The sequence below is a fragment of the Clostridium sp. KLE 1755 genome, assembly GCF_000466465.2.
In the GTDB taxonomy this organism is placed as follows: Bacteria; Bacillota; Clostridia; order Lachnospirales; family Lachnospiraceae; genus Eisenbergiella; species Eisenbergiella porci.
Genome location: NZ_KE992693.1, coordinates 248,483 through 272,955 on the forward strand (window position 1 = coordinate 248,483; position 24,473 = coordinate 272,955).

At 49.8% G+C, this 24,473-nt stretch carries 20 protein-coding genes; 7 read left to right on the forward strand and 13 right to left on the reverse strand.

The window, feature by feature from the left end; all coding sequences use genetic code 11:
- Positions 1-21 precede the first annotated feature (21 nt).
- Complete coding sequence (locus tag HMPREF1548_RS10585) at positions 22-225, reverse strand: hypothetical protein (protein ID WP_025489623.1); 204 nt, start codon at positions 223-225, stop codon at positions 22-24.
- 361 nt (positions 226-586) lie between these two features.
- On the opposite strand from HMPREF1548_RS10585, the gene HMPREF1548_RS10590 reads away from it, so the two are divergent.
- The 6 genes from HMPREF1548_RS10590 (at position 587) to HMPREF1548_RS10615 (ending at position 5,381) form a co-directional block, all read left to right on the forward strand.
- Positions 587-1,267 (forward strand): response regulator transcription factor, encoded by a 681-nt coding sequence (locus HMPREF1548_RS10590; protein WP_021636058.1) that lies wholly within the window; start codon positions 587-589, stop codon positions 1,265-1,267.
- A gap of 106 nt (positions 1,268-1,373) precedes the next feature.
- Positions 1,374-2,312: an ATP-binding cassette domain-containing protein gene (locus HMPREF1548_RS10595; protein ID WP_021636059.1), complete on the forward strand. Its 939-nt coding sequence runs from the start codon at positions 1,374-1,376 to the stop codon at positions 2,310-2,312.
- Positions 2,290-2,997, forward strand: coding sequence for an ABC transporter permease (locus tag HMPREF1548_RS10600; protein ID WP_021636060.1), 708 nt, complete (start codon positions 2,290-2,292; stop codon positions 2,995-2,997). The genes HMPREF1548_RS10595 and HMPREF1548_RS10600 overlap by 23 nt, the downstream gene beginning before the upstream one ends.
- A 10-nt stretch (positions 2,998-3,007) precedes the next feature.
- Positions 3,008-3,745, forward strand: a complete 738-nt coding sequence (locus HMPREF1548_RS10605) for an ABC transporter permease (protein ID WP_021636061.1) — start codon at positions 3,008-3,010, stop codon at positions 3,743-3,745.
- A gap of 141 nt (positions 3,746-3,886) precedes the next feature.
- Complete coding sequence (locus tag HMPREF1548_RS10610) at positions 3,887-4,759, forward strand: sensor histidine kinase (protein WP_286137925.1); 873 nt, start codon at positions 3,887-3,889, stop codon at positions 4,757-4,759.
- 163 nt (positions 4,760-4,922) lie between these two features.
- Positions 4,923-5,381 carry an HTH domain-containing protein gene (locus tag HMPREF1548_RS10615; protein ID WP_021636064.1) on the forward strand — a complete coding sequence of 153 codons (459 nt, stop codon included), beginning with the start codon at positions 4,923-4,925 and terminating at the stop codon, positions 5,379-5,381.
- A gap of 6 nt (positions 5,382-5,387) precedes the next feature.
- Here the strand turns inward: HMPREF1548_RS10615 and HMPREF1548_RS10620 are convergent, their stop codons facing one another.
- The 10 genes from HMPREF1548_RS10620 to HMPREF1548_RS10665 all read right to left on the reverse strand — a co-directional run bounded on the left by HMPREF1548_RS10620 (position 5,388) and on the right by HMPREF1548_RS10665 (position 19,771).
- The gene (locus HMPREF1548_RS10620; RefSeq protein ID WP_021636065.1) at positions 5,388-6,740 is read right to left on the reverse strand and encodes an MATE family efflux transporter; all 1,353 of its coding nucleotides are present in this window, start codon (positions 6,738-6,740) and stop codon (positions 5,388-5,390) included.
- 316 nt (positions 6,741-7,056) lie between these two features.
- The gene (locus tag HMPREF1548_RS10625) at positions 7,057-8,172 is read right to left on the reverse strand and encodes a glycoside hydrolase family 5 protein (RefSeq protein ID WP_021636067.1); all 1,116 of its coding nucleotides are present in this window, start codon (positions 8,170-8,172) and stop codon (positions 7,057-7,059) included.
- Positions 8,173-8,250: 78 nt separating this feature from the next.
- Positions 8,251-9,702 (reverse strand): glycoside hydrolase family 30 protein, encoded by a 1,452-nt coding sequence (locus HMPREF1548_RS10630; RefSeq protein ID WP_035321787.1) that lies wholly within the window; start codon positions 9,700-9,702, stop codon positions 8,251-8,253.
- A gap of 117 nt (positions 9,703-9,819) precedes the next feature.
- Positions 9,820-11,376, reverse strand: a complete 1,557-nt coding sequence (locus tag HMPREF1548_RS10635) for an ABC transporter substrate-binding protein (RefSeq protein WP_035321681.1) — start codon at positions 11,374-11,376, stop codon at positions 9,820-9,822.
- Positions 11,377-11,409: 33 nt separating this feature from the next.
- Complete coding sequence (locus HMPREF1548_RS10640) at positions 11,410-12,327, reverse strand: carbohydrate ABC transporter permease (protein WP_021636070.1); 918 nt, start codon at positions 12,325-12,327, stop codon at positions 11,410-11,412.
- A 17-nt stretch (positions 12,328-12,344) separates the two neighbouring features.
- Positions 12,345-13,280: an ABC transporter permease gene (locus HMPREF1548_RS10645; RefSeq protein WP_021636071.1), complete on the reverse strand. Its 936-nt coding sequence runs from the start codon at positions 13,278-13,280 to the stop codon at positions 12,345-12,347.
- Between the two features lie 429 nt (positions 13,281-13,709).
- Positions 13,710-15,542, reverse strand: coding sequence for a cache domain-containing sensor histidine kinase (locus HMPREF1548_RS10650; RefSeq protein ID WP_051358358.1), 1,833 nt, complete (start codon positions 15,540-15,542; stop codon positions 13,710-13,712).
- Positions 15,539-17,104, reverse strand: a complete 1,566-nt coding sequence (locus tag HMPREF1548_RS10655) for a response regulator transcription factor (RefSeq protein WP_055725887.1) — start codon at positions 17,102-17,104, stop codon at positions 15,539-15,541. Before HMPREF1548_RS10655 ends, HMPREF1548_RS10650 begins: the two co-directional genes overlap by 4 nt.
- Before the next feature lie 343 nt (positions 17,105-17,447).
- The gene (locus tag HMPREF1548_RS10660; RefSeq protein WP_021636076.1) at positions 17,448-18,587 is read right to left on the reverse strand and encodes a DUF2264 domain-containing protein; all 1,140 of its coding nucleotides are present in this window, start codon (positions 18,585-18,587) and stop codon (positions 17,448-17,450) included.
- Between the two features lie 44 nt (positions 18,588-18,631).
- On the reverse strand, positions 18,632-19,771 hold the full coding sequence (locus HMPREF1548_RS10665) for a glycoside hydrolase family 88 protein (RefSeq protein ID WP_035321682.1): 1,140 nt from the start codon (positions 19,769-19,771) through the stop codon (positions 18,632-18,634).
- Between the two features lie 428 nt (positions 19,772-20,199).
- On the opposite strand from HMPREF1548_RS10665, the gene HMPREF1548_RS10670 reads away from it, so the two are divergent.
- Positions 20,200-21,000, forward strand: coding sequence for an AraC family transcriptional regulator (locus HMPREF1548_RS10670; RefSeq protein WP_025489618.1), 801 nt, complete (start codon positions 20,200-20,202; stop codon positions 20,998-21,000).
- A 275-nt stretch (positions 21,001-21,275) separates the two neighbouring features.
- Here the strand turns inward: HMPREF1548_RS10670 and HMPREF1548_RS10680 are convergent, their stop codons facing one another.
- Positions 21,276-23,993 carry a heavy metal translocating P-type ATPase gene (locus tag HMPREF1548_RS10680; protein WP_021636081.1) on the reverse strand — a complete coding sequence of 906 codons (2,718 nt, stop codon included), beginning with the start codon at positions 23,991-23,993 and terminating at the stop codon, positions 21,276-21,278.
- A gap of 213 nt (positions 23,994-24,206) precedes the next feature.
- A partial coding sequence (locus HMPREF1548_RS10690; protein WP_021636083.1) for a metal-sensing transcriptional repressor occupies positions 24,207-24,473 on the reverse strand: 267 nt, incomplete at its 5' end.

Below are 24,473 nucleotides of genomic sequence, written 5' to 3' on the forward strand. Positions count from 1 at the left end.
CGGACCGTTGCCGTACTTACCTTATAATGTCTGCGTCCCCTCAGCCCGCCGGCCCTTCTTTTCTGCAGCTTTGCGGGCCGGCGCTTTTCCCTTCTTCCTTTCGCAGTAGGGGGCGCTTTTCGTGTGTTTCTTTCTGCAGCTTTCACAATCGCCGTAACGCTCACATTTCGTTCTTGGGCAGGGGCAGGCGCCGCCGCATAGGCTGTCCTTTTTCTTTTCTTCCAACTATCGTCCTCCTGTGTGCTTCCAATTTCTGTTTGCCTTCAATTTTGCCCGGGCAGCCTTGCATCTTATAATCAGTCGTTTCGCCACCTGGTACTTATGCTGTTTCAATGTCAGTTTTTGAATGAGAATCTGTAATCATGATACGTTTTTCTCCAGTCCCAGTCAAATGTAAAATAGTGGGGAACGGCCGTTTTCATCCATCCTGCGGTTCCACGCCTGTGCCGCAGGTAACGCGGTTTTGGCTTATGCAGCTTCGGAGCAGGTTGTCCCGGCGCGTAAATTGTTGTAAAATGGTAACTGTCTGTAAGAAAGTGATTCAGGAGTGCCGGACTGTGGCGCACTTTGCGGGAAAGGAAAAGGAATGGCGAGGATACTGATTATTGAAGACGATTTGGAAATCAGCGGGCTTTTATCCGAATTTTTGCTGGAAAACGGATATCAGGCCTCCTGTTTATATAATGGGCTGCATGTTCCTGAGGTTCTGCAGGAATACAGGTCGGATCTGGTTCTTCTTGATCTCATGCTGCCCTACCGCAGCGGTGATCAGGTACTGACGGACATACGCACCGGCTGGGCCGTTCCCGTCATCATCATTTCCGCCAAAGGAACCACCCGCAATAAAATCGACCTTCTGCGCTCCGGCGCCGATGACTATGTGACCAAGCCTTTTGATCTGGAGGAGGTGCTGGCCCGTATTGAAAGCAATCTGCGGCGCGCCGCGTTGAGCGCAAAACCTGAGCGGCGGCTGCGCTGCGGTGAGCTGTTGTTGGACGAGGAAAAAAACACCGCTTTTATAAAGGACGCCGAGCTTTCCCTGACGGCCAAGGAATACCGGATACTGGAGCTTCTTCTGCAATATCCGGACAAGATTTTTTCCAAGGCCAATCTGTTTGAAAGCGTCTGGGATTGTGAATATCTCAGTGAAGACAATACGCTTAACGTCCATATCAGCAACCTGAGAAATAAACTGAAGGCGCTCTCCCCCGATGAGGAATATATTGATACCGTCTGGGGTATCGGCTACCGCTTACATAGAAGCTGAAGGGAAAAAACCTTCGGCTTTATTCTTTTTTTAATATTTTCCCGGTCCACTTAAGAAATTCTTTAACCTTTCGCCTTAGACTTGGGATTAGAAAGGAGCTGACGCTATGAATACTGCTGTTTTGGAAACAAACGCACTGACAAAAAAATATAAACATACCACCGCTTTGGATCATGTCAGCCTGCGGCTGGAAAAAGGGGAAATCTATGGCTTCATCGGCCAGAACGGCGCGGGGAAAACCACGCTTCTGCGGCTGATTACCGGACTTTCCTTTCCCACGCAGGGGGAACTGTCCTTATGGGGGAAAAGCACGCCGTCCGGGCTGCAGGAGCAGCGCAGGCGCATCGGCTGCATGATCGAAACACCCGCCCTCTACCCTAATCTTACCGCGGCGCAGAATCTGGAGGTTCAGAGAATCCAGAGAGGAATTCCCGACAAAAGCATCATCCCCGGCTGTCTGAAAACCGTAGGCCTTCAGGATACCGGAAAGAAAAAGGCCCGGAATTTTTCCCTGGGAATGAGGCAGCGTCTGGGGATCGCCCTTGCACTGTTAAGCACTCCCGAGTTCCTGATTCTGGATGAGCCTGTCAACGGCCTCGATCCCGCTGGCATTGTGGAAATCAGAAGGCTGCTGGGCCAGCTGAACCGGGAATACGGCATAACCATTCTCGTATCCAGCCATATCCTGGAGGAGCTTTATCAGACGGCTTCCCATTTTATCCTGATTGACAGGGGACGCATTATAGAGGAGCTTACGGACAGGGAACTGGACGAACGCTGTAAACGCTGTCTTTCTATCCGCACAAAGGATCCGCAGAAGGCCCTTCTTCTTCTGGAGCAAAAGCTGGATACGGAAGAGATGCAGCTTATGCCCGACGGAAGCATCCGCCTTTACGAGCATACGGATGAGCCGGAGCTGGCGGCGCAGATCCTATCGGATGCCGGAATCCTTGTTACCGGACTGCAGCAGGAGGGAGATACTCTGGAAGAATATTTTCTAAACAGGATAGGAGGGGGACGACATGGCACAGCTGCTGAAGGCTGAGTTGTATAAGCTTGCACATCAGAAAAGCTTTCCCGGGCTGCTCGTCTTTTCCCTGCTGCTGGGAAGCGTGATGATGCTTGACCGGAAGCTGCCCACATCTGCGGCAGACTGCTTTTCCGGCGCACTGTTCAATACGCCGCTGCTTTATTTTCTCAGCATAATATTATGCCCGCTCTTTGTGGGGGTGGATTTTGAGAACCGGACCTTACATGCCGCCGTGACCGCCGGACACAAGAGGCTTTCCTTGTTTCTCGCAAAAGGAATTGTTTTTCTCACCGCATCCTGCTGTATCCTGACAGCGCCGCTATTTGCTGCGGCTCTCTGGGGACATTTTTTCTTCGGGGGAAGCTGTTTTCCAGCCACTGTCCGGCCGGCGGCTGAGGCAGGCGTTATCTTTATGGCCGTATGCGCCATGGGAAGCCTTCCCTTTTTCCTGGCTTTTGTCTGCCGGGATGTGGGGAAAACACTTTCCCTGGGAATGAGCGCCTTTTTTCTGATGATTTTTCTGCTCAACTTGCCCGATGCACAGCTTCTGGCGCCTTTTATTCCCATGGGGCAGCTTCGCTTCCTCTCTTTGGGACAGCTGGCCATACCCTTCACACAGCTTGTTTTTGTGGATGCTGCCTGGGTTTTCCTCTGCTTTGCGGGCGCGGGCATTATATTCTGTCATGCCGATTTAAAATAGGGAGGTTGCTATGCTTAATCTGATAAAAATGGAACGGTATCAGCTGTTCAGGAACCGGATTTACCAAATAAGTACACTGGCTGTTTTCGTTCTTGGTTTTCTTATGGCGGATACCTATCTTATTGATTCCCCGGGGAATCCGGGCGGCGAGCCAAAAACTTTAACGGATATATGGAACAGCATGATTTATGATTCCACTTTTCTGCTGATCCTGCTTTCTTGCCTGCTCGCCTTTCTCCTAGGGCAGGAGTTTTCCTGCCGGACAATTGACCGGGAAATCACCGCCGGACATTCACGTTCCCATATCTTTGCCGCCAGGCTCGTGGTGCTGCTTCCAGCCTTTAATCTGCCTGCTTTTATTTATCCAGCCGCGGGCTGTCTGCGGGAGCTGTCCCATTTTGGCCTTCCGGACGGCGGCATATTTCTACAGACAGTGCTGAGAACCCTGGTTTATTCCCTTCTGCAAAACAGCGCATTTTTCCTGCTGCCGCTGCTCTGCTGCTTCCGGCTAAGGGACATGGCGAAATCTGTTGCCGCTGCCGCCCTGGTTACCTTTACGCTTGCTCTTTACTTAGGTTATGGCATGATGCTGGGATTTCCTGTCCGTTTTCTTCCCACCTTCCAGATCAGGGAGGCTGTCGTATTATCGGACTGGTTCTATCCGGAAGGGCTGATGGTGGCGCTGATCTGGTATGCAGTGCTGATTCCCGCGGCCTGGGGCGCTTTCAGGAGATGTGAACTGAAATAAGATACGTGACTGTAAAGTGTGTTATAAAAGTTATGGATATCCTGCAGCCGCCGCCTGGAGAATTTTGGGGCTGGGGCAGTTTAAACCGCAGGGAGGAAGGGGGCGGACGCCATCGGTCTTTACATCGTTTTTTTCGGTATTTTGTTCGTTTTTATCTGTACTAAATATTATCTGCTGAAAAAAGAAATCCGTCATCTGTCGAAGCAGCTTACCCTGCTCGCGGACGGCGAAACTGAAAAAATGCTGGAGCTGTCCCTCACTGATCGTGACCTGGAGCGCCTTGCCGGGCAAATCAACCGGCACTATGCCAGACAGCGCTCCCTTACGGCGGGTGCCCTGCGCCATGAGGAACAGCTCAGGGAGTCCATCGCCGGGATTTCCCATGATTTGCGCACGCCGCTTACCGTTATTATGGGACATCTGCAGCTGTTGGAGCGCACCTTTCTTTCAGAGGAACAGCTGCGCAGGACGGATACGGCGCTTCGGAAGGCCCGCCGTATGAATGAGCTTATTGAAGCGTTTTATGAGCTTTCTGTCCTGAATTCCGAACAGCTGCAGCCGCATAAAGAGTCTGTTAATCTCTCCAACCTGCTCATTGACTTTCTCACGGAAAATGCATTTCTGCTGGAAGCCGGAGGGATACATCCTGATATCCTGCTGTCCGAAAAATCTGTTTTCTTACGTACTGATCCGGGCATGCTGGAGCGTATCCTGCAGAATCTGCTGACCAATGCGGTTCGTTACAGTCCAGGGGATATCCGGATTTCCCTTTCAGAAAATCCAGAGGGGAGCATCATGCTGCGGATGGAAAATCCGGTCGAAGCAGGGGCGCGCCCTGACGTGGAGCGGATGTTCGACCGTTTTTATACAGGGGACGCCGCAAGGACACAGGGAAGCACGGGGCTGGGACTGGCTGTTGTGAAGCTGCTTGCGGAAAAGCTTGGCGGGGAAGTCACTGCAACGCTGACGGGGAATTGGCTGGCTGTCACGTTGAATTTGTATGCAGACCTGTAGCTTGACGGGTGCCGGGGCGGATAATGATTACATTGTGCTAAATAGATTTGACACCCTCGTTGATGCATATTACACTGAAGAAAAATGGAACGGCTCAACGTTCAAAACCTCAATAGTTTTATAGATACAGAACCGGAAATTTATTGGAAAGGGAAGCAGAAATATGGAAAATAATCAGGAAGTTCTCAATATCAGACCTGACGATGGCAGCGATATATGCGGAAAATTAGAAAGTTTAATAAATAGTTACCAATTCAGCCCGGTCGCGCTTTCTCCATACCTGGGTCTGCCTGCCGATGCCATTGAACGTCTTGCATCGGGTGACATTGCGTTTCTGCCAAAAGAGCCTGATTGCTGTTTTCAACTGTATAATAAAATCTTTTTTCTGTTCCTGACTGCAACAGAGGATAAAGACTCAAAGTTAAGCGCTTTTTTACAAGTACTCATTTCCTATCATCATTTATCCAGGGAAACGATTGCTAAAATGGCAGGAGTGGACGCTGCCGATGTAGACGGGCTGTTGTCCACTCCTTCTGGTAATATTTCCATAGAAGCAAAGTATAAAATAGCTGTGACCGTAATGTCCCTCCGTTTTTTTCTGAAGGACTGCGAACCGGATTGACAGGACTTACTCTACTACCTCTTTTTTGGGTTTTCTGCGGGAAAGCAGGAGAAAATAGCCAACGCACAATATAATCTGTACCACAGAGGAACAGGGGGTTGCCAGGCCCACCTTGAACAAGGATACCGGCTTGATTTTGCTCATGATGAGGGACACGGGGATTCTGACGCCGAATGCGCCCGCAATGCCCTGCAGCATGACGAAGAGTGTTTTCCCGCAGCCGTTGAAATAGCCTATCATGCAGAACATGACGGACACCAGCAGGCAGTCGATTGCATAGGCCTTCAGATAATCCGCGGCAGCCGCAATGACCGCTTCATCCCTGGCGAACAGCCCTGCCAGAAGATCCCCGTGGAAGAAGGAAAGCCAGGCCATAAACACGCCGACCACAAGAGACATTCCGATTCCGCACAGCAGGGCACGCTTGGCCCGATCCATTCTTCCCGCGCCCATATTCTGGGCTACAAAAGCGGACATAGACTGGTTAAAGGCCGAGGGCACCAGCATAATGAATCCGCACAGCTTCTCCGCCACGCCCACGCCTGCCGAAGGGATCACTCCCAGAGAGTTTACAATTGCCGTAATGGCAAGGAAGGAAATACTCACAAGAAGATCCTGGAAAGCAATGGGCAGTCCCAGGCGGAATACGCTTCCCATTCTTTTTCTGTCAAAAACAATATCCGTTCTGCGGAAGGTAAATGGAAGCTTCTGCCTCCGGATAATAAGTACGGAAATGATCACACTGAGCGCCTGGGCAAGAACCGTGGCAATCGCCGCTCCTGCCGTCGCCATGCCGAAAACGCCCACCAGAAGGAAATCTCCCGCAATATTAAATACACAGGCTATTGCCACTGTAACCAGCGGCATCCTTGAATCCCCGATTCCCCGGAAAATACTGCCCAGCACATTGTAGGCAACGATAAAAACCGATCCGGCCGAACAGATACGGACATACAGGACCGTTGCGTCAAAGGCCTCGATGGGCGTACGCATGATCTGCGCCACAGGCACCGCGCACAGTTCCATAAAAAAGGTGATTACCACTCCGATGATGGTAAAGAGAACGATACTGGCTCCGATGATTTTTCCGGCTTCTTCCGGCTTTCCTTCTCCCAGCCTCCGTCCAAGAAGCACTGTCGTACCCATGGCAATCCCCACCACAAACGAAGTAATCAGCTGCATCAGCCAGCTTCCTGTGGAAACGGCGGAAACATCCGCCGCCGTGGCAAACTGCCCCACCACCAGCATATCCACCGCACCGTACATCGTCTGCAAAAATAACGCCGCCAGCACCGGCAGCGCAAACCGGACGAGGGAGGTGAGAATATTTCCTTTTGTAAAATTCTGCGTTTCTTTCATATCTTCTGTTTCCCTTTCTCTGTATGTATATTTAGCTGACGCTTAAAAATCGCCGCACAAAAAACCGGATAAGAAGCAGGCATCTCAGCCAGCATCTTATCCGGTTACCATTTCCTTACGAATGGTTCACCCTCCGATGAACGGTGTCATTATATAACAGACTTTTTTCTTTGTCAATCCGTTTCCGGGTATTTTTGTTTCCGGACCTTTTGTCATCTGGTCATTTCCCCGGCCGACGGAAAAGCCCGGGAAAATGAAGCCGCAGGAACCCAAAAGGAGCGTAGGCGGGAATCATCGACACAGGCTTCGCCTGGAATCAGAAGCCTTTTTCCAGATTGTCCGGCAGCCAGCCTTTTTCCACGCACTTCCTGAAATCCCAGCCCTCCGGTTGGGAAAGCAGCTTGTAGCTCCAGAAGAAATATCCGCTTGCTGATTCCCATGCCATAAGCTGGGCATCACCGATAAGCCTGTAGGAAAGCTGTTTTTCCAATGCGGAATATTCTCTGCCGGGCTTCAGGTTATGGGACAGGCACCATTCTCCTATAATTACAGGAACCACTGCCTCCATTCGTTTCAGTTTTTTTACGTCTTCCTTTAATATGGCATTCATATAGGAAAGCTCATCCGTATCTTCATCGGGCTGTCCCATGCCCAGATACCAGTGCGCATCAAGCACCACATTTTCAAAACCTGCTTTCCTGAAAAAAGTATCCCATACCTCAAACCGGAAACCATCGTGGAACACGATTTTCTTGTCTGGAGGCAGGATACTTCGCAGCATATGATAGCCTCTGGTGTAAAAATCGTATAAAACCTCTAACGGTACAAAGGAGGAGCCTGCCGCCCTTTCCGGATCCTGCGGGAGATATCTGCTACGGATCATCTGCCACAACGGTTCGGATATGGGTTCATTCAACAGCTGAATCCCCCACAGCGCCGGATGGCTTTTATACCGCTCCGCCAGCATTCCAAGCACCTTGAGTACTCTGTCAATCCGTTCGGGACTCTGCGCCCATTTACAGACACCACAGATGCCGCCGTTATCAAAGCCGTTTTGGCTTTCCGGCGCCGTATGAAGGTCAATCAGTATCTGCAGGCCTGTTTCACCGGCCCAGTCAAATGCACGATCCAGATATTCAATACAGGGCACGTACGGTTCACAGTACACCGGGTCATCTCCAAATATAAAGTGAGGTACGGGTATGCGGACCATATTCAGTCCCCGCTCACTGATGTATATAAAATCTTCCCTTGTAATATAACTGCCTCTGTGTGCTGTCAGTCTTTCGATCAGCTCCTGTCTGGGGAGTTCCCTGCATAGCGCATCCTCGTCCTCCGCCTTCGTTCCTTCAAACAGCGCTGGACTCATCCATTTTTCCAGCACCAGCCAGTTACCCAGATTTACGCCTCTTATTTTCATGTTATTTTCCATTTCTGCTCCTATCTGCCCGCTGAAGCGCGCGTATTCGTCAGGCAGGATAAAACGGCTTTCTTCCTGCCAGACATACGGTTAAAATATGAAGGTTACGATGCTGTGCGCCGGGATAAAGGTCTGCGCTATTTCTTCATGGAACCGGAGTACCACCTTTTTTACTTCCTCCGATGCATTCATCGCCACAACGGCTATTGAGCCATCGGGATTTTGGAAAGCGCATACTTCCAAATCCGAGGTATAGACCGAGCTGCCGATTCTCTTTGCCCCACGTTTGATAAAACGGCTGAAATGGCCGATATAATAATAAGATGAGGCGTAATGCAGGCTTTTTTCCCCATGATCACACAGAAGCGGCGACTCGCCGAACCAGATTCCCTCTTCCTCCATCAGCTTCCGGAAGTCTTCCTTTTTCCAGTCGATTTCCAGGCCTCTTTCCAGGCGTTTCCGTGTAATGCTTTCCCACTGAAGCTGCTCATCCAGCCAGTGATCAGGACCTCCGTTTTCATCCAGCAGCATATTCCAGTCCACCCACGCGCTCACCCAGTTATTCAAATCCCCTATGATATCATGGGCATAGGCCTCTCCCGACTCCCACGGCAGCTTCTCTCTCCCCTTGCACTGTTCGGAGGCAATAAGAAGCTTTTCCGGATACAGGCGGTGGAAAACATCCAGCGCTCCAAAATGATCACCGGAATACCAGTGAACCGCTATGCCGTCAAAGGCCGCTCTTGACCGCTCATTGCAAAGTGTTTCCAGCCCTCTGTCCACCGCGCGCTCTTTATTGTGATCCCAGAAAAAAATCTTTCTGTCACCCAATCCTGCTTTTTCATAAGCAGGCTTCAGGAAACCTGTCACAAAATCCCGTTCTTCTCCTGCCTCATAATGGCAGGATTCCCAGCCCTGCTCTGCTTTTGCCTCATTCTGTACGGTAACGCCCCAGATGGGGATTCCTTCCTTTTCATAGGCCTGAAGGTATCTGGCCGTATAATCCGCCCAGACCTGTCTGCAGTCTGCCCGCAGGAATCCTCCCTTATCCATTTTCCCATTGGTTTTCATCCAGGCCGGAGGACTCCAGGGAGAAGCGAACAAGAGCAGTTCCGACGCCTTTTCCCGGGCTGCATGGACCATGGGAATCACATCCTCTCTGTCCCTGGCAATGGAAAAATCCTTCAGTTCAAAATCTTCCGGTGTATCGTCATAGGAATACATTTCCGTGGAAAAATCACAGCTGTTGATGGTAAGGCGGCAGAAGCTGTAGCCAAGCCCCTTTTCCCTGTCGAAATAAGCAGTCAGCACCTCTTCCCTCTGTGCTTCGTCCAGCTTTTTATAGTTCACAGCGGCGGCCTGGGTAAAAGCCCCTCCGAAACCCAGGATTTCCTGATACTTTACCTGATCATATACATTCAGGACGTGTCCCTCATTACCATCATTTCCTGGTTTGTCCGCTTTAAATACAAGCGGCGTCTCTTCCGAAAAGCGTCTGCCGTTCCTGATATCTGTCAAATATACCTTCACTCTTCTTTCCATAAAAATCCCTTTCCCCTTTCTTTCCGGCATAATACCCGGTAAAGGCGGCGGAAAATTTACCGCCGCCTTTGTACACTAAAACTTTTCTTAGCTTTAAATCTTTATTGCTTTAAATTCTTACTGTTTTAAGCCTGCAACATAAGCATCCAACTGCTGCTGCAATACCTCGCGTACCTTTTCAATACCGGCCGCTTCCATCTTTTCCTGATATTCCTTCAGCCCGCTTACCGGATCCGTATAGCCAAGCTCCAGAGGCCACCAGTACTGCTGATGCACATTCTGACAGGCCGCATACTCCGTTTCAATTGAAGAGGTATCCAGTACGAAAGAACGGTACTTCTGGCTTCCCACGCCATCCTTAATATATGCATCCCATTCCTTTTTCAGCTCTGTGGTACGCTCCGGTGTGCCGATGCCATCCCTGTTCAGTTCAGTGGTACGGGCCGCCCACATGGCGGATGCAGCATAGTTGTCAGGATCCAGTGTTTTTACCTCACCCTTGTCATTCAGTTCATAGGAAACATCCTTGATGCCATAGAAGAATGCGTCAAATGCTTCTCTGTCCGTAGTAATCAGGTTCCAGAGCGCCAACGCCCTTTCCGGATGCTTGGAGGTATTGGAAATAACCATGGCATCCTGTGTAAAGGACAGGTTCGAAACATCCTTCACCAGATTCGCATAATCAAAGGAATACTCCGGTTTGTCAATAACCAGTCCTGTAAAAGTATCCACATTATGGATTTTCAGCGCTGCCTTCCCGTTTTTCGTTTTTTCCGTATCCGTATCGGACAGGGCTGATTTGCTGAAAAAGCCTTTTTCATTCCAGCGATTCATCATTTCCAGGAATTCCGGGGTTTTGTCATATTCATAATAGGTGAAAAGCTTGGGATTTTCTTCCATGGGATCAATAAACAGAAAATCATTGGTTGATCCCTTAATAGCATACATCCCGTTATTGTACATATACAGGTCATCCATTTCGGAACCGGAGGAGCATACGTCGTAGGGTTCAAATTCAGGACGGTTGGCCTTTACCAGATCCATGTATTTTTCCATGTCCTCAAAGCTTTCCATTTTGCCGTCCCAGTCTGTTCCGTCAAGAATATCAGTGCGCCACATAGGGCCGTATGCGGAATAGGTTGCCAGCAGTGTGGGAACGCAGTAATAATGTCCGTCGATAGTAGCCTGCTGCTTGGCTGTTTCCGACTGCATGGCAAAATTATCAGGCGCATAGGTGGGCCAGAGTTCATCCAGATTCATGAACGCCCCCTTCTGTGCCAGCGCCGAAAAGTTCAGCCAGGTAGCGGCATAGGCCATATCAAAGGCTTCTCCTGAGGAGAACAGCAGCGGATACTTGTTGGGGTATTCCGCCCAGCCGATATAGTTGATTTTCAGCGTACAGTTCAGCTTTTCCTTAAAAATCTTATTCATGTTGTCCGTCAGCTCCTGTTGTTTTGCAGGCTCATTGCTGACTACGTACATTACCAGCTCCACCTCCTCCGAGGTATCAAGCCCTGTTTCCCCCGATGAGGCTGTCTCTGTGGAAGCCGTGCCCTTGTCCGCAACGGACTCCGCCGTGGTTGTGTTTGAACTGCTGCCGCCGCAGCCTGCGAGAAGTGTTCCCACCATGGCTGCCGTAAGCAGCGTGGAGATCAGTTTAGAAGCTTTTTTCATGTTTATAACCCTCCTTTTTTCATATATCATCCATCAGCCCTTCACGGAGCCGATTGTGACACCTTTAACAAAGTATTTCTGTACGAACGGATAAAGCAGGATAATCGGCCCTGTGGCCACTACCGCCATTGCCAGCTTCAGCGTGTTGGATGGCAGGCTTTCCACCCGGATACCCGCCTGGCTGGCGATTCTGGCCAGCGCCTGCGTCTGCTGCAGCAGGTCATAAAGCATGTACTGAAGCGGATATTTTTCCGAACTGTTCATGTAAAGCATGGCATTGTACCAGTCATTCCAGTAGCCCAGCGCCATGAACAGGCCGATGGTTGCAAGCCCTGATTTCAGAAGCGGCAGGACAATCTGGAGAAAGGTCCGAAACTCTCCCGCCCCGTCTATTTTCGCGGATTCCACCAGTGCAATGGGTACCGCCGCGACAAAGCTGCGCATGATGAGCAGATAGAAAATATTTACCATTCCAGGTAAGATAAGCGCCAGCAGGTTATCCTTCAGATGCAGGTACTGGATGTAAAAAATGTAGGTGCTTACCATTCCACCGTTAAACAACGTCGTAAAATAGAAAAAAAAGGAAATTACATTACGGTATTTAAAGTCTTTTCTGCTGATGACATAAGCTGCCATCGTAGTGATAAACAGTCCCAGCACGGTTCCCGTTACCGTAATAAATATGGATACACCGTACGCCCGTGCTATTTTTTCCGGATATTTGAATACAATCCGGTATGCTTCCAACGTAAACTCCTTGGGGAGCAGTCCATAGCCGGTAAAGCGGATGGCCTGTTCCGAAGAAAAAGAACCGGATATCAGCATGATAAAGGGCAATAAACAGATGATTGCCACAAGCCCTACCAGTATATAGCCGATTATATTGAATACAATCGCAGCCGTCCCCATTTTTACTTTCCTGGATTCCATAACCTGTTCCTTTGCTGCCATAATTTCTCACTCCCTCCCTAGAACAACGCGTAATCTTCGTCGATTTTTTTGACAACTGTATTTACCAGCATGATGATAATGAAACAGAGAATGGACTGATAGAAGGTGGCCGCCGCCGTCATTCCCAGATTGGAATTCTGCATCAGGGAACGGAACACGTAGGTATCGATTACATCGGTTGCATTATAGAGCTGCCCGTTATTTCCGACGATTTGATAGAACATTTCAAAATCGCCGCGCAGGATTCTGCCCACCTGCAGAAGAAGCATGGTAATTACCGTAGGCTTGATACAGGGCAGCGTAATGTACCAGATACGCTGAAAAATATTTGCACCGTCAATCTGCGCCGCCTCGTAGCACTCTCCATCGATTCCGGTAATGGCCGCTATGTAAATAATGGAATTGTAGCCGCACCACTTCCAGGCATTAAAGCAGCAGATGATGATAGGCCAGACCCACGGCATGGAATAGACATTGATTTTTTCCATTCCCAGCGAAGTAAGCCAGCCGTTAAGAAGTCCTGTTTCATAGTTGAAAATGTTGTAGACGAAAGCGCCGACGATTACCCAGGAAATAAAGTAAGGAAAAAAGATAACGGACTGGGTAATTTTCTTGTAGTATTTGCCTTGCATTTCAGAAATGATAATGGCAAGAATGATTGCAAGCCCCTGAGAGGTAATCAGATTCAGGAGATTGTAGAGAATTGTGTTTTTGGTAATCAGCCATCCTGTTCCCGACGAAAACAGGTAACGGAAGTTCTCCAGGCCATTCCAGTCACTGCCGAATACCCCCCTGTCAAACCGGTAATTCTTGAATGCCAGTATCAGGCCCGACATAGGCAGATATGACAGGACCAGGACCAGGAGCACCGCAGGCAGCGCCATGAGAAACAGCGCCCTGTTTTTTTTCAGTTCATGGCCAAAGTTCTTAAATCGCTCTTTCACGACTTCCATCCCCCTTCTTTACTGGTTACAGTCCGGCCAGGGCCGAACCGTAATCTTTTCTGTACACATTTCACTTTTTACTACCGCGTTGTGTACGTATTGATGATATAAGTATTGTATTATTCCTTGATAAAAATTGAAATATGACAAAACTGAGATTTACCGGATTATTTTATGCTTTGTGTGTATTTTGTATATTTATTTATAAATTATATTGCTTTTGCAATCATTTTTATTTTATATTTTTATTTGCTATTGGTAATTTGCATAAAAATTTAAAATTAGTACATTTTTTATGCTCTTTTTTACCATTCAAGGTTGCTGCCACCGGCCTCCTTAAACCCCAAAAATAACGCAGCAGGAATCCTGTCCCGGACTCCTGCCGCGTCTGCCGGCTATTTATTTTGCCGTTTTTTTATTTTGTTGTCTTTTTTCGTTTTAACTGTCAATATACAGAATCTTTTCCGCTTCCTCCGGGGTCAGGGCGGGCAGACGGACTGTAACCGTGGTTCCCTTTCCCACCTGGCTTTCATAGAAAACTCCATATTCTTCCCCATAGCACAGCTTAATCCTGAAGTTCACGTTCTTGGCTCCGTAGCCATGGCTTACTTCGCACGTATTTTCCTCAAAAATATGCGCTACCTGTTCCGCAGTCATCCCCAGCCCGTTGTCGGTGATACAAAAAATAAGATCCTTTCCTTCGGTCACCGCGGATATACGGATTCTGCATTCCACCATGTCAGGCACCCTGGCAATGCTGTACATAATCGCATTTTCCACAAAGGGTTGAAGGATGATGTTGATGCAGGACAGCTCCTCCACGCCCTCCTGCGCATCAATCTCAAGCCTGATGGCATTATCAAAATGGTAATTTTCTATCCTGACATAGGCACGTACATGGTTCAGCTCCTCCCTCACCCTGACGATCTGCCTTCCCTTATTCAGGCTGATCCGATAGAACTGAGCCAGATTCTGCGCAAGCTCCATGATTTCCGGCGCATTGTAATCCATGGCCTCCCAGTTGATCAAATCCAGGGTATTATACAGAAAGTGCGGATTGATCTGCGCCTGCAGAGCGCGCAGCTCGGCCGATTTCACGTTTTTACCCAGCCGGTACTGCTCCAGCATCAGCTTGCGCAGCTCCTTGGTCATATAACTGAAGCTGCGGAACAGCTCGCCGATTTCATCGCTTTCCTCTTCCGGTATTTCCAAAGAAAGCTGCCCTTCCTGTACCTGTTTCATCTTCGTATTCAGCGTTACCAGACGCTTTGAGTAATATTTTCCCAACAGCCAGGAAATCAGAAAGATGGAAAGCACAATCAACACGGAAAAAAAGATGAGCGTCATTCCCATTAAATAAGTCTGCCTGTAAAAATCCTGTCTTGGAATGATGGAAACCAGCGTCCATTCCGCCTGCTCCAGCTTTCTCTGACGGTAAAGATAGGCGCTTCCTCCCATCCGCAGCTCCTGCCATGAGGAATTCCTGCCATGGCCGGGAAGGCTTCCTTTTCCGGACAGCTCATCCAGATTTTCCTGACTGGATGCCGCCAGAATTTCCCCTCTCTGATTAATAAGGTAACTGATTCCCTTCTGCGTAACATCCGAATTCGCCACAATCCGTTCCAGTTCATCACTGGAAACACTCACCCTTGCGATACAGGAGGTGCCGCTTCCCGCCTCTCCGTATATTTTCTTCAGCATTGCCACACGCAGCTGCTTCTCTCCCACCAGCTCCGGGCCGCTTCTTTCAAGCCCTGTGAAATACAACAGCCCCTGATTGATTCGGCCGCACATTTCCCCATAATATGGTTTCTTCTGCAAATCGGATTCCGGGAAAAAATGGTATCTGTTATAGGCGTAAACAAGGCTGTCAGGCACATAAATTCCACATTGGTACATTTTATTGGAAAGCTCCAGCGAGGTCATAATATCATTGATCCTCCAGTAATCCCTCCACTGATCGCCCGCTTCCTGTCTGGTAAGGTAATTTCCCTCCTCCAGCATGTCCTGCAGCTCCCGATCCGCACCCACAAGCTCCAAAATATAATTCATATTCTGCAGATGGCTCTCCAGAAAGTTGACCGCCTGTTCAAAGGATTGATCTGCGGAATAGATAATCTGCGCTTCGTATCTTTTCTCAATCAGCATATAGCTGCAGGAAAGCAGCAGAATAAAAATCAGGATCATTGGGCCGGAAAAGGATACGGTAAGCTTAATCCGCATGGGCAGGCGTTTGAAATAATTTTTCATCCGGGACCATATTTTTTTCACAGGTTCTTATTCTCCTTATATTCTGAGGGCGTCATTCCTGTCTGTGCCTTGAAAATCCTGGCAAAATAGGCGGCATCCTCATAGCCCACAAGATCCGCCACATGATACAGCTTCAGGCTGTTGTCACGCAGCAGCTTCTTGGCCTGGTCAATCCGCATGTTGGTCAAATACTGGTTGATGGTGGTTCCGGTCCTCCTTTTAAAAAGACCGGACAGATAGGAGGGCGTGAGGTATACGGCATCCGCCAGATCCTTAATACACAGGCTTTTGTCTGAATACCGCTGCTTCATCACTTCAATTACCTGGAAAATCACCGCATTTCCTCCGGTACCTTCCCTTTCCCTTGCTTCAATAGCTTCCATGGCCCGGGCGGCAACAAAGGTGTGCAGCTCTTCCAATGTCTGCGCGTTGTCCCAGAAACGTCCGGATTCCCGGCGTTCCCTTCCTTCTCCTGTCAGCAGTTCCTTTTCCAGCTGTTGGATATGGCTGTAAAGCAGGAAATACATATTTTTTACCGAGCTGTTCAACGCGGCCTTTTCTGTTATAAGCTGTGCATAAATCTGCTCCAGAATACGGATGGCTTCCTCCTTCTCCCTCCTGGAAAGCGCGCCCACAAAGGCCTCCTCCTGTTCCTTTCCCACCTCAAAATACCGATCGGCCGGCGCTTCCCCACAAAATGCAAAGGAGGCAAAGCCCTTATAGGAAAGGCATCCTGCCGACTGGCAGGCGGACTGATAGGATGCATACAGCTTTCCGGGTTCCTCCACCATAGCTCCCACAGCAAGGAAATGACGGTATTCCCCTTTGGATTCCACGGCCATCACGCAGAGGGCACGAATCAGTTCTCCATCCCTGTCCAGCATGGACTTCGTGCCGGTTGCCAGCAAAATCAGTGTTCTGTTGTCGTGGAAATCCATATTACAATAGAATTGTTCTTCAGCCATAAATATCTGCAGTTTTTCCCGGTAGAAGCGGACAAACTCCCCGGCGTCGTCCACCGTTCCCGCCAGCTTTACAATCCCGATGCGCATCCGGGTATCCCCGCTGTCCCAAAGGCCGCTCCGGCGCAGCTGACATTCCAGCTTTTTTACATCCTCCGGCGTGGAAAGCAGGGAAAACAGAGCCTCCCTCTTCAAAAAATCCATGCTCTCCGTATAGCTGTCCTGCAACGCCTTCTGCTTTTTAATCTGAGCAATTCTTTCGATGCCTTTTTCCACCGCCCCGATTAATTCCTCCAAAACCACGGGCTTTTCCACGTACTGTATCGCCCCCAGCTCAATAGCGGCCTTCAGATACTCCTTGTAGGAATAGCTGCTGACAAAAATAATCTGGCAGTCCGGCAAAAGGCTGCGCAGCTGTCTGCACATCTCGATACCATCCATGCCCCTCATCTTAATATCGGAAAGCACAATATCCGGCTGCCATCTGGCGCATATCCCGAAAGCTTCATCTGCATTTTCCGCCGTTTCCACGGCATCCACGCCTATTTTTTTCCACGGGACATGCCGCATCAGGCCGCGCCTGGTTATCAGCTCATCCTCTACGATAAGCAGCTTTATCATGTATTTTTCCTCCCCTGTGCGCTGTCCGCCGACGGCGGCAGCTGCGTTCCTGCCAGCAATGTATCCCCGGAAAACCGGGGCCAATCATTTTCATCCGATGTAAAAATGTCTGAATTTCTCTGGATATTATAGCATAAGGAATATGGGGTGACCAATATATTTCGCGGATATGGAACTGCGTGATATGGAACTGTGCACGGAACGAAATGCGGGACGGGGAGGGAATGTATATGAGAATAGTTTTATTGAGTGGACAGGTATGGCAAAAAAATAAGAAGCCAAAACAGTCTGCATTTTGGCTCCTTATAATAATTATGATTCTGTCGGGTCAATATTGTCCAGTTCAGTCAATCGCATGATCAATCTGTACGTGGCCGCCGCTCCACACTTTTCGGGAGGTCCAGTCCGCATCTTCATCGGCCCAGAACGGGTCAGAGACGGGAAGGCCCAGCGGCAGGAATACGGCGCTGCACAGGTACAGGCTTCCCACATTGATATAGCCCTCCGCCAGTTCGGGCTGGCATCCGCAGACTCCCGGCTGCAGCCAGCCATTTTGATCAAACATTTCCTGGTTTTCCATACATCTGCGGATAACCGCGGTCAATGCACAGCGGACCTGGGCAGGCTTCAGAGAGCCCTCCAGCCGATGTTCCAGCGCGGCCTGGGACAGCATCTGAAAAGCGCCGAAACGATAACAGATGGAACGTCCAAGGATTGGATAGCTTCCGTCAGGCGCGATCATCCGTTCCAGAACGGAAGCATAACGTGCGGCCCGGACGGCTACCCTTTTTTCCAGTTCCCGGAATTCTTCCCCCAGATTTACGAACATTTCCGCCAGATCCAAATACATGGGCTGGATAACAAAGCTGTTATAGTAATCCCAGTGGAACATTTCTCCATCGCCATAGACGCCATCCCCTTTATACCAGCCGTCAAATACCCTGAGGGCGTATGCAATGCGCATTTTATCATAATCTTTTTCACCCAGCACATACAATCCGGCTTCCACCATAGCGGAGAAAAAAATCCAGTTGGAATTGCAGGCCACAATCTGCCTGGAGCTTCTCAGGGCCGCCGCCAGATTCCTGTGCACTCTCTCCGGCAGGCTGCCTGCCAGCTGTCTGGGGGCGCGTACCAGCGCATGGCACAGGAATGCCGTATCCACCAGGGGCTGGCCGCCTTCGTTAAAAATCATAAAGTCCGCGGATTCCGGATCCGTCGCTTTGTCTATGCAGCGTACTGCCAGGCGGCGGTAGGTTTCCTGAAGTTCCTTTTCCTCTCCTTCAAGTCCCTCCGCCTCCAGCCAGGGCGCCAGGCCGAGCATGCTCCTTCCGAAAGCCTCCAAAGGCGCAAAGGGCGCTCTTTCTCCATGAAAATCCAGCGGCATGGTCTTTTTCAGTTCTTCTTTTTCCAAAGCCTGCAGCACCGGAGTTACGATGTGCAGCATGGAATCCAGCCATATTTTTCTTGTATTGTTTTCCATAATCTCTCCTGTCCGCGCGCATAGCACGCCTTTTTATAAATATACTACCAGAGGAAGCAGTCCTTGTGAAGCAGGCGCAGGATCGCTTCTATGAAGAAATAGTCGCCGTAAATAATCGCTTCCTGTCCGGCATCGCTGTGGTATGCGGCTTTTCCCATTTCCAGGATAGCATCCTCTTCAGGGTTCCAGTTAGCAAAATTCTCTTCCATGGCGCGCAGGATACGGTATGCACCTTCCTCATACAGCCTCTTTTCATGTTCAGGCACAAAGGAGGCTATTTCCAGGAGGCCGCAGGCAGCGCAGGCTCCTGCCGTGGAATCATAATATACCGGTTCCTGGGGCGAACGGAAATCACAGAGCGGCAGATAATCGGTCATAGCCACGTTAGCTAAAAAATAATGCGCCACTTTTTTCGCCGCGTCCAGATATCTGGCCTCACCGGTGTGATGGTAGCTGAGGGCAAAGCCGTAAACCGCCCAGGACTGGCCTCTGCTCCAGGCGCTGTTTTCACCGTAGCCCTGGCCTCCGGGCGCTTCCAGGAGTTCTCCTGTCAGCGGATCAAGGATGCCGATGTGATTGCAGGAGCCGTCAGGTCTTAACAGCTTGTCAATGGCCGTATCCGCATGGATTTTTGCAATTGCAGCGAATCGGGGATCTTTGCTTTCCTCGCTCATCCAGTAGAGGATGGGAAGATTCATAAGGCAATCGATAATGATCCAGCCCACCTGGTTATCGCCGTTCCAGGCGCGGATAAAATTGCCCAGCGGATTGAATCTGGCTGCCAGAACATTGGCCGCATTTACACCTCGTTTTTTGGCTTCCTCGCTGCCGGTGAGGCGGTAATCCGCAACTGCGGTATGCAGCCACATAAATCCCACATCATGATACAGCTTTCCGATATCGGCCAATGCGGTATCCATCCTCTTTTCCACACCTTCGGCAGCTTTCCGGTATTTCTCATCCCCTGTGGCATGGTACATCTGCCAGAGCATTCCTCCCCAGAAACCATTGGTCCACCAGAATATGTCTTTTTCACCCCAGTCTGTTGTATATCTGCCGTTTTCCGGCACGTATGGGATTTTGTCGCCGACTCTGTCGCATTCGGCGCTCATTTTGGCACAGATTTTGCCGTATACCTCCTCCAGCCATTTCTGTCTTTCTTCTTTACTTTCCTGTCTTGCCATGGTTTGTACTCCTTTATGTATTATTATTGTAACAGTTCTGGCAGGTTTGCGCATTCACTGCGCAAACCGTGAGAAAACGTGGTGGCAGCAGGCATCCGTCCCTCGCCGAAGGCGACTATTAATGAGCGGATGCAGTAACAGTTTGACCGAAGGCTGAACTGTTACTTATTTTTTGTTTATTTGCAATTAGATGAGCCGGGCAGCGGGTGTCAGATACAATTGCAGAGAGACTGGCAGCGTTTTGCTGCTCTCCTTCTGTGAACCCGGAGAGCGGCAGCCTTACATTTATTTTTATAACAGCACTATACAAATCTGTAAAAGGCTGTAAAATATAACTGACAGGAATGCTGCGGATATCAGGGAAACTGCTCTTTTATCCAGATGTCCGGCAGGGCTGTCATTTTAACCTGAAAGGATATGTATCTGCCATGATTACTGTCGGCCACTGCGGTTATGATTCCAGGCACCGGACCAGGCTGGAAATGCGCCGTCCGGGAGGAACGCCTGACTATACTCTTCTGCTTATAAAAACGGAGGCTTTTTTCCGGATAGACGGAAAAACTCTGCAGACTCCGCCGGGGACGGTTATTCTGTATGAACCGTCGGTTCCTGTCCATTACGGCAGTGTAGGCGCCTCCTATAATGATGACTGGATTCATTTTCTGCCTGAGGACTGCGACTTACCATTCCTGCAGGAGCTGAAGCTTCCCTGCAATACGCCATGCACGCTTTCCTTTACCGGACAGCTCTCCGAATATGCCCGTATGATCGTCCTGGAAAAAAATTCGGAGCATCCCTACCGGGAACAGATTCTGGATTCCCTCATGCGGACTTTGCTGTATTCACTGGCCTCCCAGCTTTTGTCTTCTCCTGACGAAGCCATGGAAAACAAATATTATTCCGCAATGAATGAGTTGCGGATGTCCATTTTAAACACGCCTCATAAAAAATGGACAATTGAGGCGATGGCTGAGTTAGTGCATATCAGCCCTTCCTATCTGCAGCATCTTTACCGGGAGCTGTTTGGTGTTTCCTGCATTCAGGATGTGATTCAGGCACGCCTGAAATCCGCCCGTTTTTACCTGCGGACCACGGAAATGTCCATCCAGTCCATTGCAGAGCTTTGCGGGTATGAAAATGAGCTTCATTTCATGAGGCAGTTTAAGAAATTTACCAATATGACGCCCAGCCAGTACCGCAGTCATTATCTTTGTGAACAGCAGAAATGATGGGTGATGTTTGCTGTTTACAAAGATAACAGAAATTACTTCAAAAAAGCCTCCGCACCGTGTTTCTGTCGGTGCAGAGGCTTTTTTAAGCTTCTGAATTCAGTTTCTCCGGCAGAAGAAGCTGCATCCGGAATTCTTTCGGCTATTACGCAGCTTTGGGGCTGCGTCCCATTCGTTCCGGCTGGCTCTTCTTCTTTATACCTTATTTAGGTTCTGTGCGCAATGAACTATTCCCTGTTGAACTGACATATCCTGCTTTTTTGTTCAGCGCTGTTTTATCTGGTTACGCAGTCCACTGCAGTATAGCCGGCATCCTCCACGGCTTTCTTCAGGGTGTCATCCGCTACGTCCGCAGACAGCTTAACCGTGGCTTTTTTTGCTTCCAGATCCACATTCGCTTCCTGAACACCTTCCACGGCTGCAAGGGCTTTCTGCACATGCATCTGGCAGTGTGCGCACATCATTCCTTCTACTGTGATTACTTTTTCCATTTCTGATTCTCCTTTTCCGGACAGTTCTTCCTGTCCATTCCTTTCTTTTTCTGGTTTTATTGTGTTCTGGCTGGAGGGGTCTTCCTGAGTAACGGATTCCTCCTGTGCAGCGGTCAATAGCTGTTTTTTGACGGCAGATGGCTGCTGTGATTCCGGCGCAGAAATTGCTTCCGGCTGGTCAAAGGCAGTAATGTCTGTTGTTTTCCCTTTGAAGAAGCGCAGACGGAGGGCATTGGTTACAACACATACGGAGCTCAAACTCATGGCTGCCGAACCGATCATGGGACTTAAGCGCAGGCCGAAGGCCGGATACAGAACGCCTGCCGCCACGGGAATGCCCAAAATGTTATAAAAGAATGCCCAGAACAGGTTCATGCGGATATTGCGTATAACCGACTTGCTCAAATCTATGGCAGTCGCCACGTCGACGAGGGAATCCTTCATAAGGACCACATCCGCCGAATCGATGGCAATATCCGTTCCTGCACCGATAGCGATTCCCACATCCGCCCTGGTAAGTGCGGGAGCATCGTTGATGCCGTCGCCTACCATGGCTACCTTATGGCCTTTTTCCTGAAGCTGCCTGATAACGGATTCCTTCTGGGTGGGCATAACCTCTGATATGGCTTCTTCAATATCTAATTTTTTACGGATTGCTTCTGCCGTAATCCGGTTATCGCCGGTCAGCATTACCACCTTCAGGCCGGCTTCCTTAAACTGCTTCAGGGCAGATCTGCTGGAATCCCTGACGGTATCCGCCACAGCTATGATGCCCTCAAGTTCGCCGTCTTTTGCAAAAAGCAGAGGGGTCTTTCCTTCATTGGCAAGGCTTTCCAGTTTCTGTTTGGCTGTTTTTTGCATGTCTTCTTTTTTAAGAAGGCCGTTTTCCTGTAAAAAGGCGAGGTTCCCGGCCAGATATTTTTTCCCTTCCACAACGGCGCTGACACCCCGGCCTGCGCGGGCGTCGAAGCTTTCCGCCTGGGGAACCGGAAGCTTTTTCTCTTTGGCTTTTTCTACCACAGCCATAGCCAGGGGGTGTTCGCTCCCGGATTCCACCGCTGCTGCTTCTGCCAGGAAGGTGTCCTGGGTTATATTTTTGTTAAAAATAATCACATCGGTTACCGAAGGGTGTCCGGAGGTGATGGTTCCTGTTTTATCCAGCACAATGGTGTCGATGGAATGCAATGTTTCCAGGCTTTCCGCTGATTTTATCAGGATGCCGTATTCTGCCGCTTTTCCGGTTCCCACCATAATGGCTACGGGAGTTGCAAGGCCCAGGGCGCAGGGACAGGAAATTACCAGCACTGCGATAGCATTGGAAAGGGCAAACTCAAAGGTATGGCCGGTGGCTATCCAGGCAATTGCAGTCAGAACAGCAATAACGATAACCGTGGGGACAAAGATTCCGCTGACACGGTCCGCCAGGCGGGCAATGGGAGCCTTGGTGTTGCCGGCCTCATCTACCAGACGGATGATCTGTGCCAGGGTGGTGTCATCCCCCACTCTTGATGCACGGAAACGGAAGGTGCCGTTTTTATTGATGGTAGCGGAAATCACTTCGTCTCCGGGGTCTTTTTCCACGGGGATACTTTCTCCGGTGATGGCGGCCTGGTCCACATAGCCGTGGCCTTCTGTAACCACTCCGTCTACGGGGATGCTTCCGCCGGGTTTGATAACAACGATATCACCGGCAATGACGTTTTCCGCCGGGATCGTCTGTTCCTGTCCGTTGCGGAAAACCACGGCGGTTTTGGGGGCAAGATCCACAAGCTTGCGGAGGGCATCGGAGGTCTTGGCTTTGGAGCGGGCTTCCAGGTACTTTCCTACGGTAATCAGTGTGAGGATCATAGCGCAGGATTCGAAATAGAGTTCATGGGCATATTGATGGACGATGTCCATATTGCCGTGTCCGAAGCCATAGGACATTTTATACATGGAAAATACGCCGTATAGGAAGGCGGCAGCGGAACCGATTGCCACCAGGGAGTCCATATTGGGGGCCTTTTTTATCAGGGCTTTGAAGCCGGACTGATAGAAATGGCGGTTGATGATCATAATGGGGATGGTAAGCAAAAGCTGGGTCAGGGCTGATATCAGGGTGTTTTCCATGCCGTTTAGAATACCCGGTACGGGTAAGCCCAGCATGGGGCCCATGGCTACGTACATGAGGGGAATCAGTATGGCTACGGAGGTTATCAGGCGGGTTTTCATGCCTTTCTGGTTTTCCTCGGTAAGTTCACGGCGGTTTTCCCATTCTCTGCTTATTGTACTCTCTTTATTTTCATTTTGTATCGGGCAGGAAGCGCCGTAGCCGATGCCTGTTACGGTGTCAATTATTTTGGCTGTGTCGGCCTGGGTTTCGTCATAGGTTACGGTCATCTGGTTGGCCAGGAGGCTGACGTTGACGTTTTGGACGCCGGGCAGCTTGCTGACGTTCCGGGTGATGTTGGCCTGGCAGGCGGCGCAGGTCATGCCGGTGATGTTGAATTTCTGGGTTTGCATGGGGGATCACCTCTTTCTTTATTACTATCCTTATTTCTGCGGCGGGAAGCTGGCAAATGAGTTGGTGGGGAGCATTGGGGCTTTTGGGTTTTGGGACTTGGGACTTGGGAGGAGCTTAGAACTGGGATTTTTGGAAAACCCGGGGAGCTTTGAGCTTTCATTCATTTGGCGGCTGTCGCATTGTGCAGATTGTAATTAGGGTTATTGTCTGAATTATTTCAGTTTTTTAATCAGATCTATGGCTTCTTCTAAAATTTCTGTGTTGCCGTTTTGGATTTCTTCCACGACGCAGGTTTCCAGGTGGTCCTGGAGGATGATGTAACCAAAGCTTTGGAGGGCGCTTTCTACGGCTGCTATCTGGGTGAGGATGTCGCCGCAGTAGCGGTTGTCGTCCAGCATTTTTTTGATGCCGTTCAGCTGGCCTATCATGCGGTTTAGGCGGTTTTGGAGCTGGTGGGTGGCTTCGGGGGTGCGGGGGGG

Bases quoted from the DNA above. Each gene is read 5' to 3' on its own strand.
- HMPREF1548_RS10640 (WP_021636070.1), bottom strand. From the start codon at position 12,327: ATGGCAGCAAAGGAACAGGTTATGGAATCCAGGAAAGTAAAAATGGGG.
- HMPREF1548_RS10665 (WP_035321682.1), bottom strand. From the start codon at position 19,771: ATGGCAAGACAGGAAAGTAAAGAAGAAAGACAGAAATGGCTGGAGGAG.
- HMPREF1548_RS10605 (WP_021636061.1), top strand. From the start codon at position 3,008: ATGCTTAATCTGATAAAAATGGAACGGTATCAGCTGTTCAGGAACCGG.
- HMPREF1548_RS10660 (WP_021636076.1), bottom strand. From the start codon at position 18,587: ATGGAAAACAATACAAGAAAAATATGGCTGGATTCCATGCTGCACATC.
- HMPREF1548_RS10635 (WP_035321681.1), bottom strand. From the start codon at position 11,376: ATGAAAAAAGCTTCTAAACTGATCTCCACGCTGCTTACGGCAGCCATG.
- HMPREF1548_RS10655 (WP_055725887.1), bottom strand. From the start codon at position 17,104: ATGATAAAGCTGCTTATCGTAGAGGATGAGCTGATAACCAGGCGCGGC.
- HMPREF1548_RS10645 (WP_021636071.1), bottom strand. From the start codon at position 13,280: ATGGAAGTCGTGAAAGAGCGATTTAAGAACTTTGGCCATGAACTGAAA.
- HMPREF1548_RS10625 (WP_021636067.1), bottom strand. From the start codon at position 8,172: ATGGAAAATAACATGAAAATAAGAGGCGTAAATCTGGGTAACTGGCTG.
- HMPREF1548_RS10595 (WP_021636059.1), top strand. From the start codon at position 1,374: ATGAATACTGCTGTTTTGGAAACAAACGCACTGACAAAAAAATATAAA.
- HMPREF1548_RS10670 (WP_025489618.1), top strand. From the start codon at position 20,200: ATGATTACTGTCGGCCACTGCGGTTATGATTCCAGGCACCGGACCAGG.
- HMPREF1548_RS10615 (WP_021636064.1), top strand. From the start codon at position 4,923: ATGGAAAATAATCAGGAAGTTCTCAATATCAGACCTGACGATGGCAGC.
- HMPREF1548_RS10630 (WP_035321787.1), bottom strand. From the start codon at position 9,702: ATGGAAAGAAGAGTGAAGGTATATTTGACAGATATCAGGAACGGCAGA.
- HMPREF1548_RS10620 (WP_021636065.1), bottom strand. From the start codon at position 6,740: ATGAAAGAAACGCAGAATTTTACAAAAGGAAATATTCTCACCTCCCTC.
- HMPREF1548_RS10590 (WP_021636058.1), top strand. From the start codon at position 587: ATGGCGAGGATACTGATTATTGAAGACGATTTGGAAATCAGCGGGCTT.
- HMPREF1548_RS10680 (WP_021636081.1), bottom strand. From the start codon at position 23,993: ATGCAAACCCAGAAATTCAACATCACCGGCATGACCTGCGCCGCCTGC.
- HMPREF1548_RS10600 (WP_021636060.1), top strand. From the start codon at position 2,290: ATGGCACAGCTGCTGAAGGCTGAGTTGTATAAGCTTGCACATCAGAAA.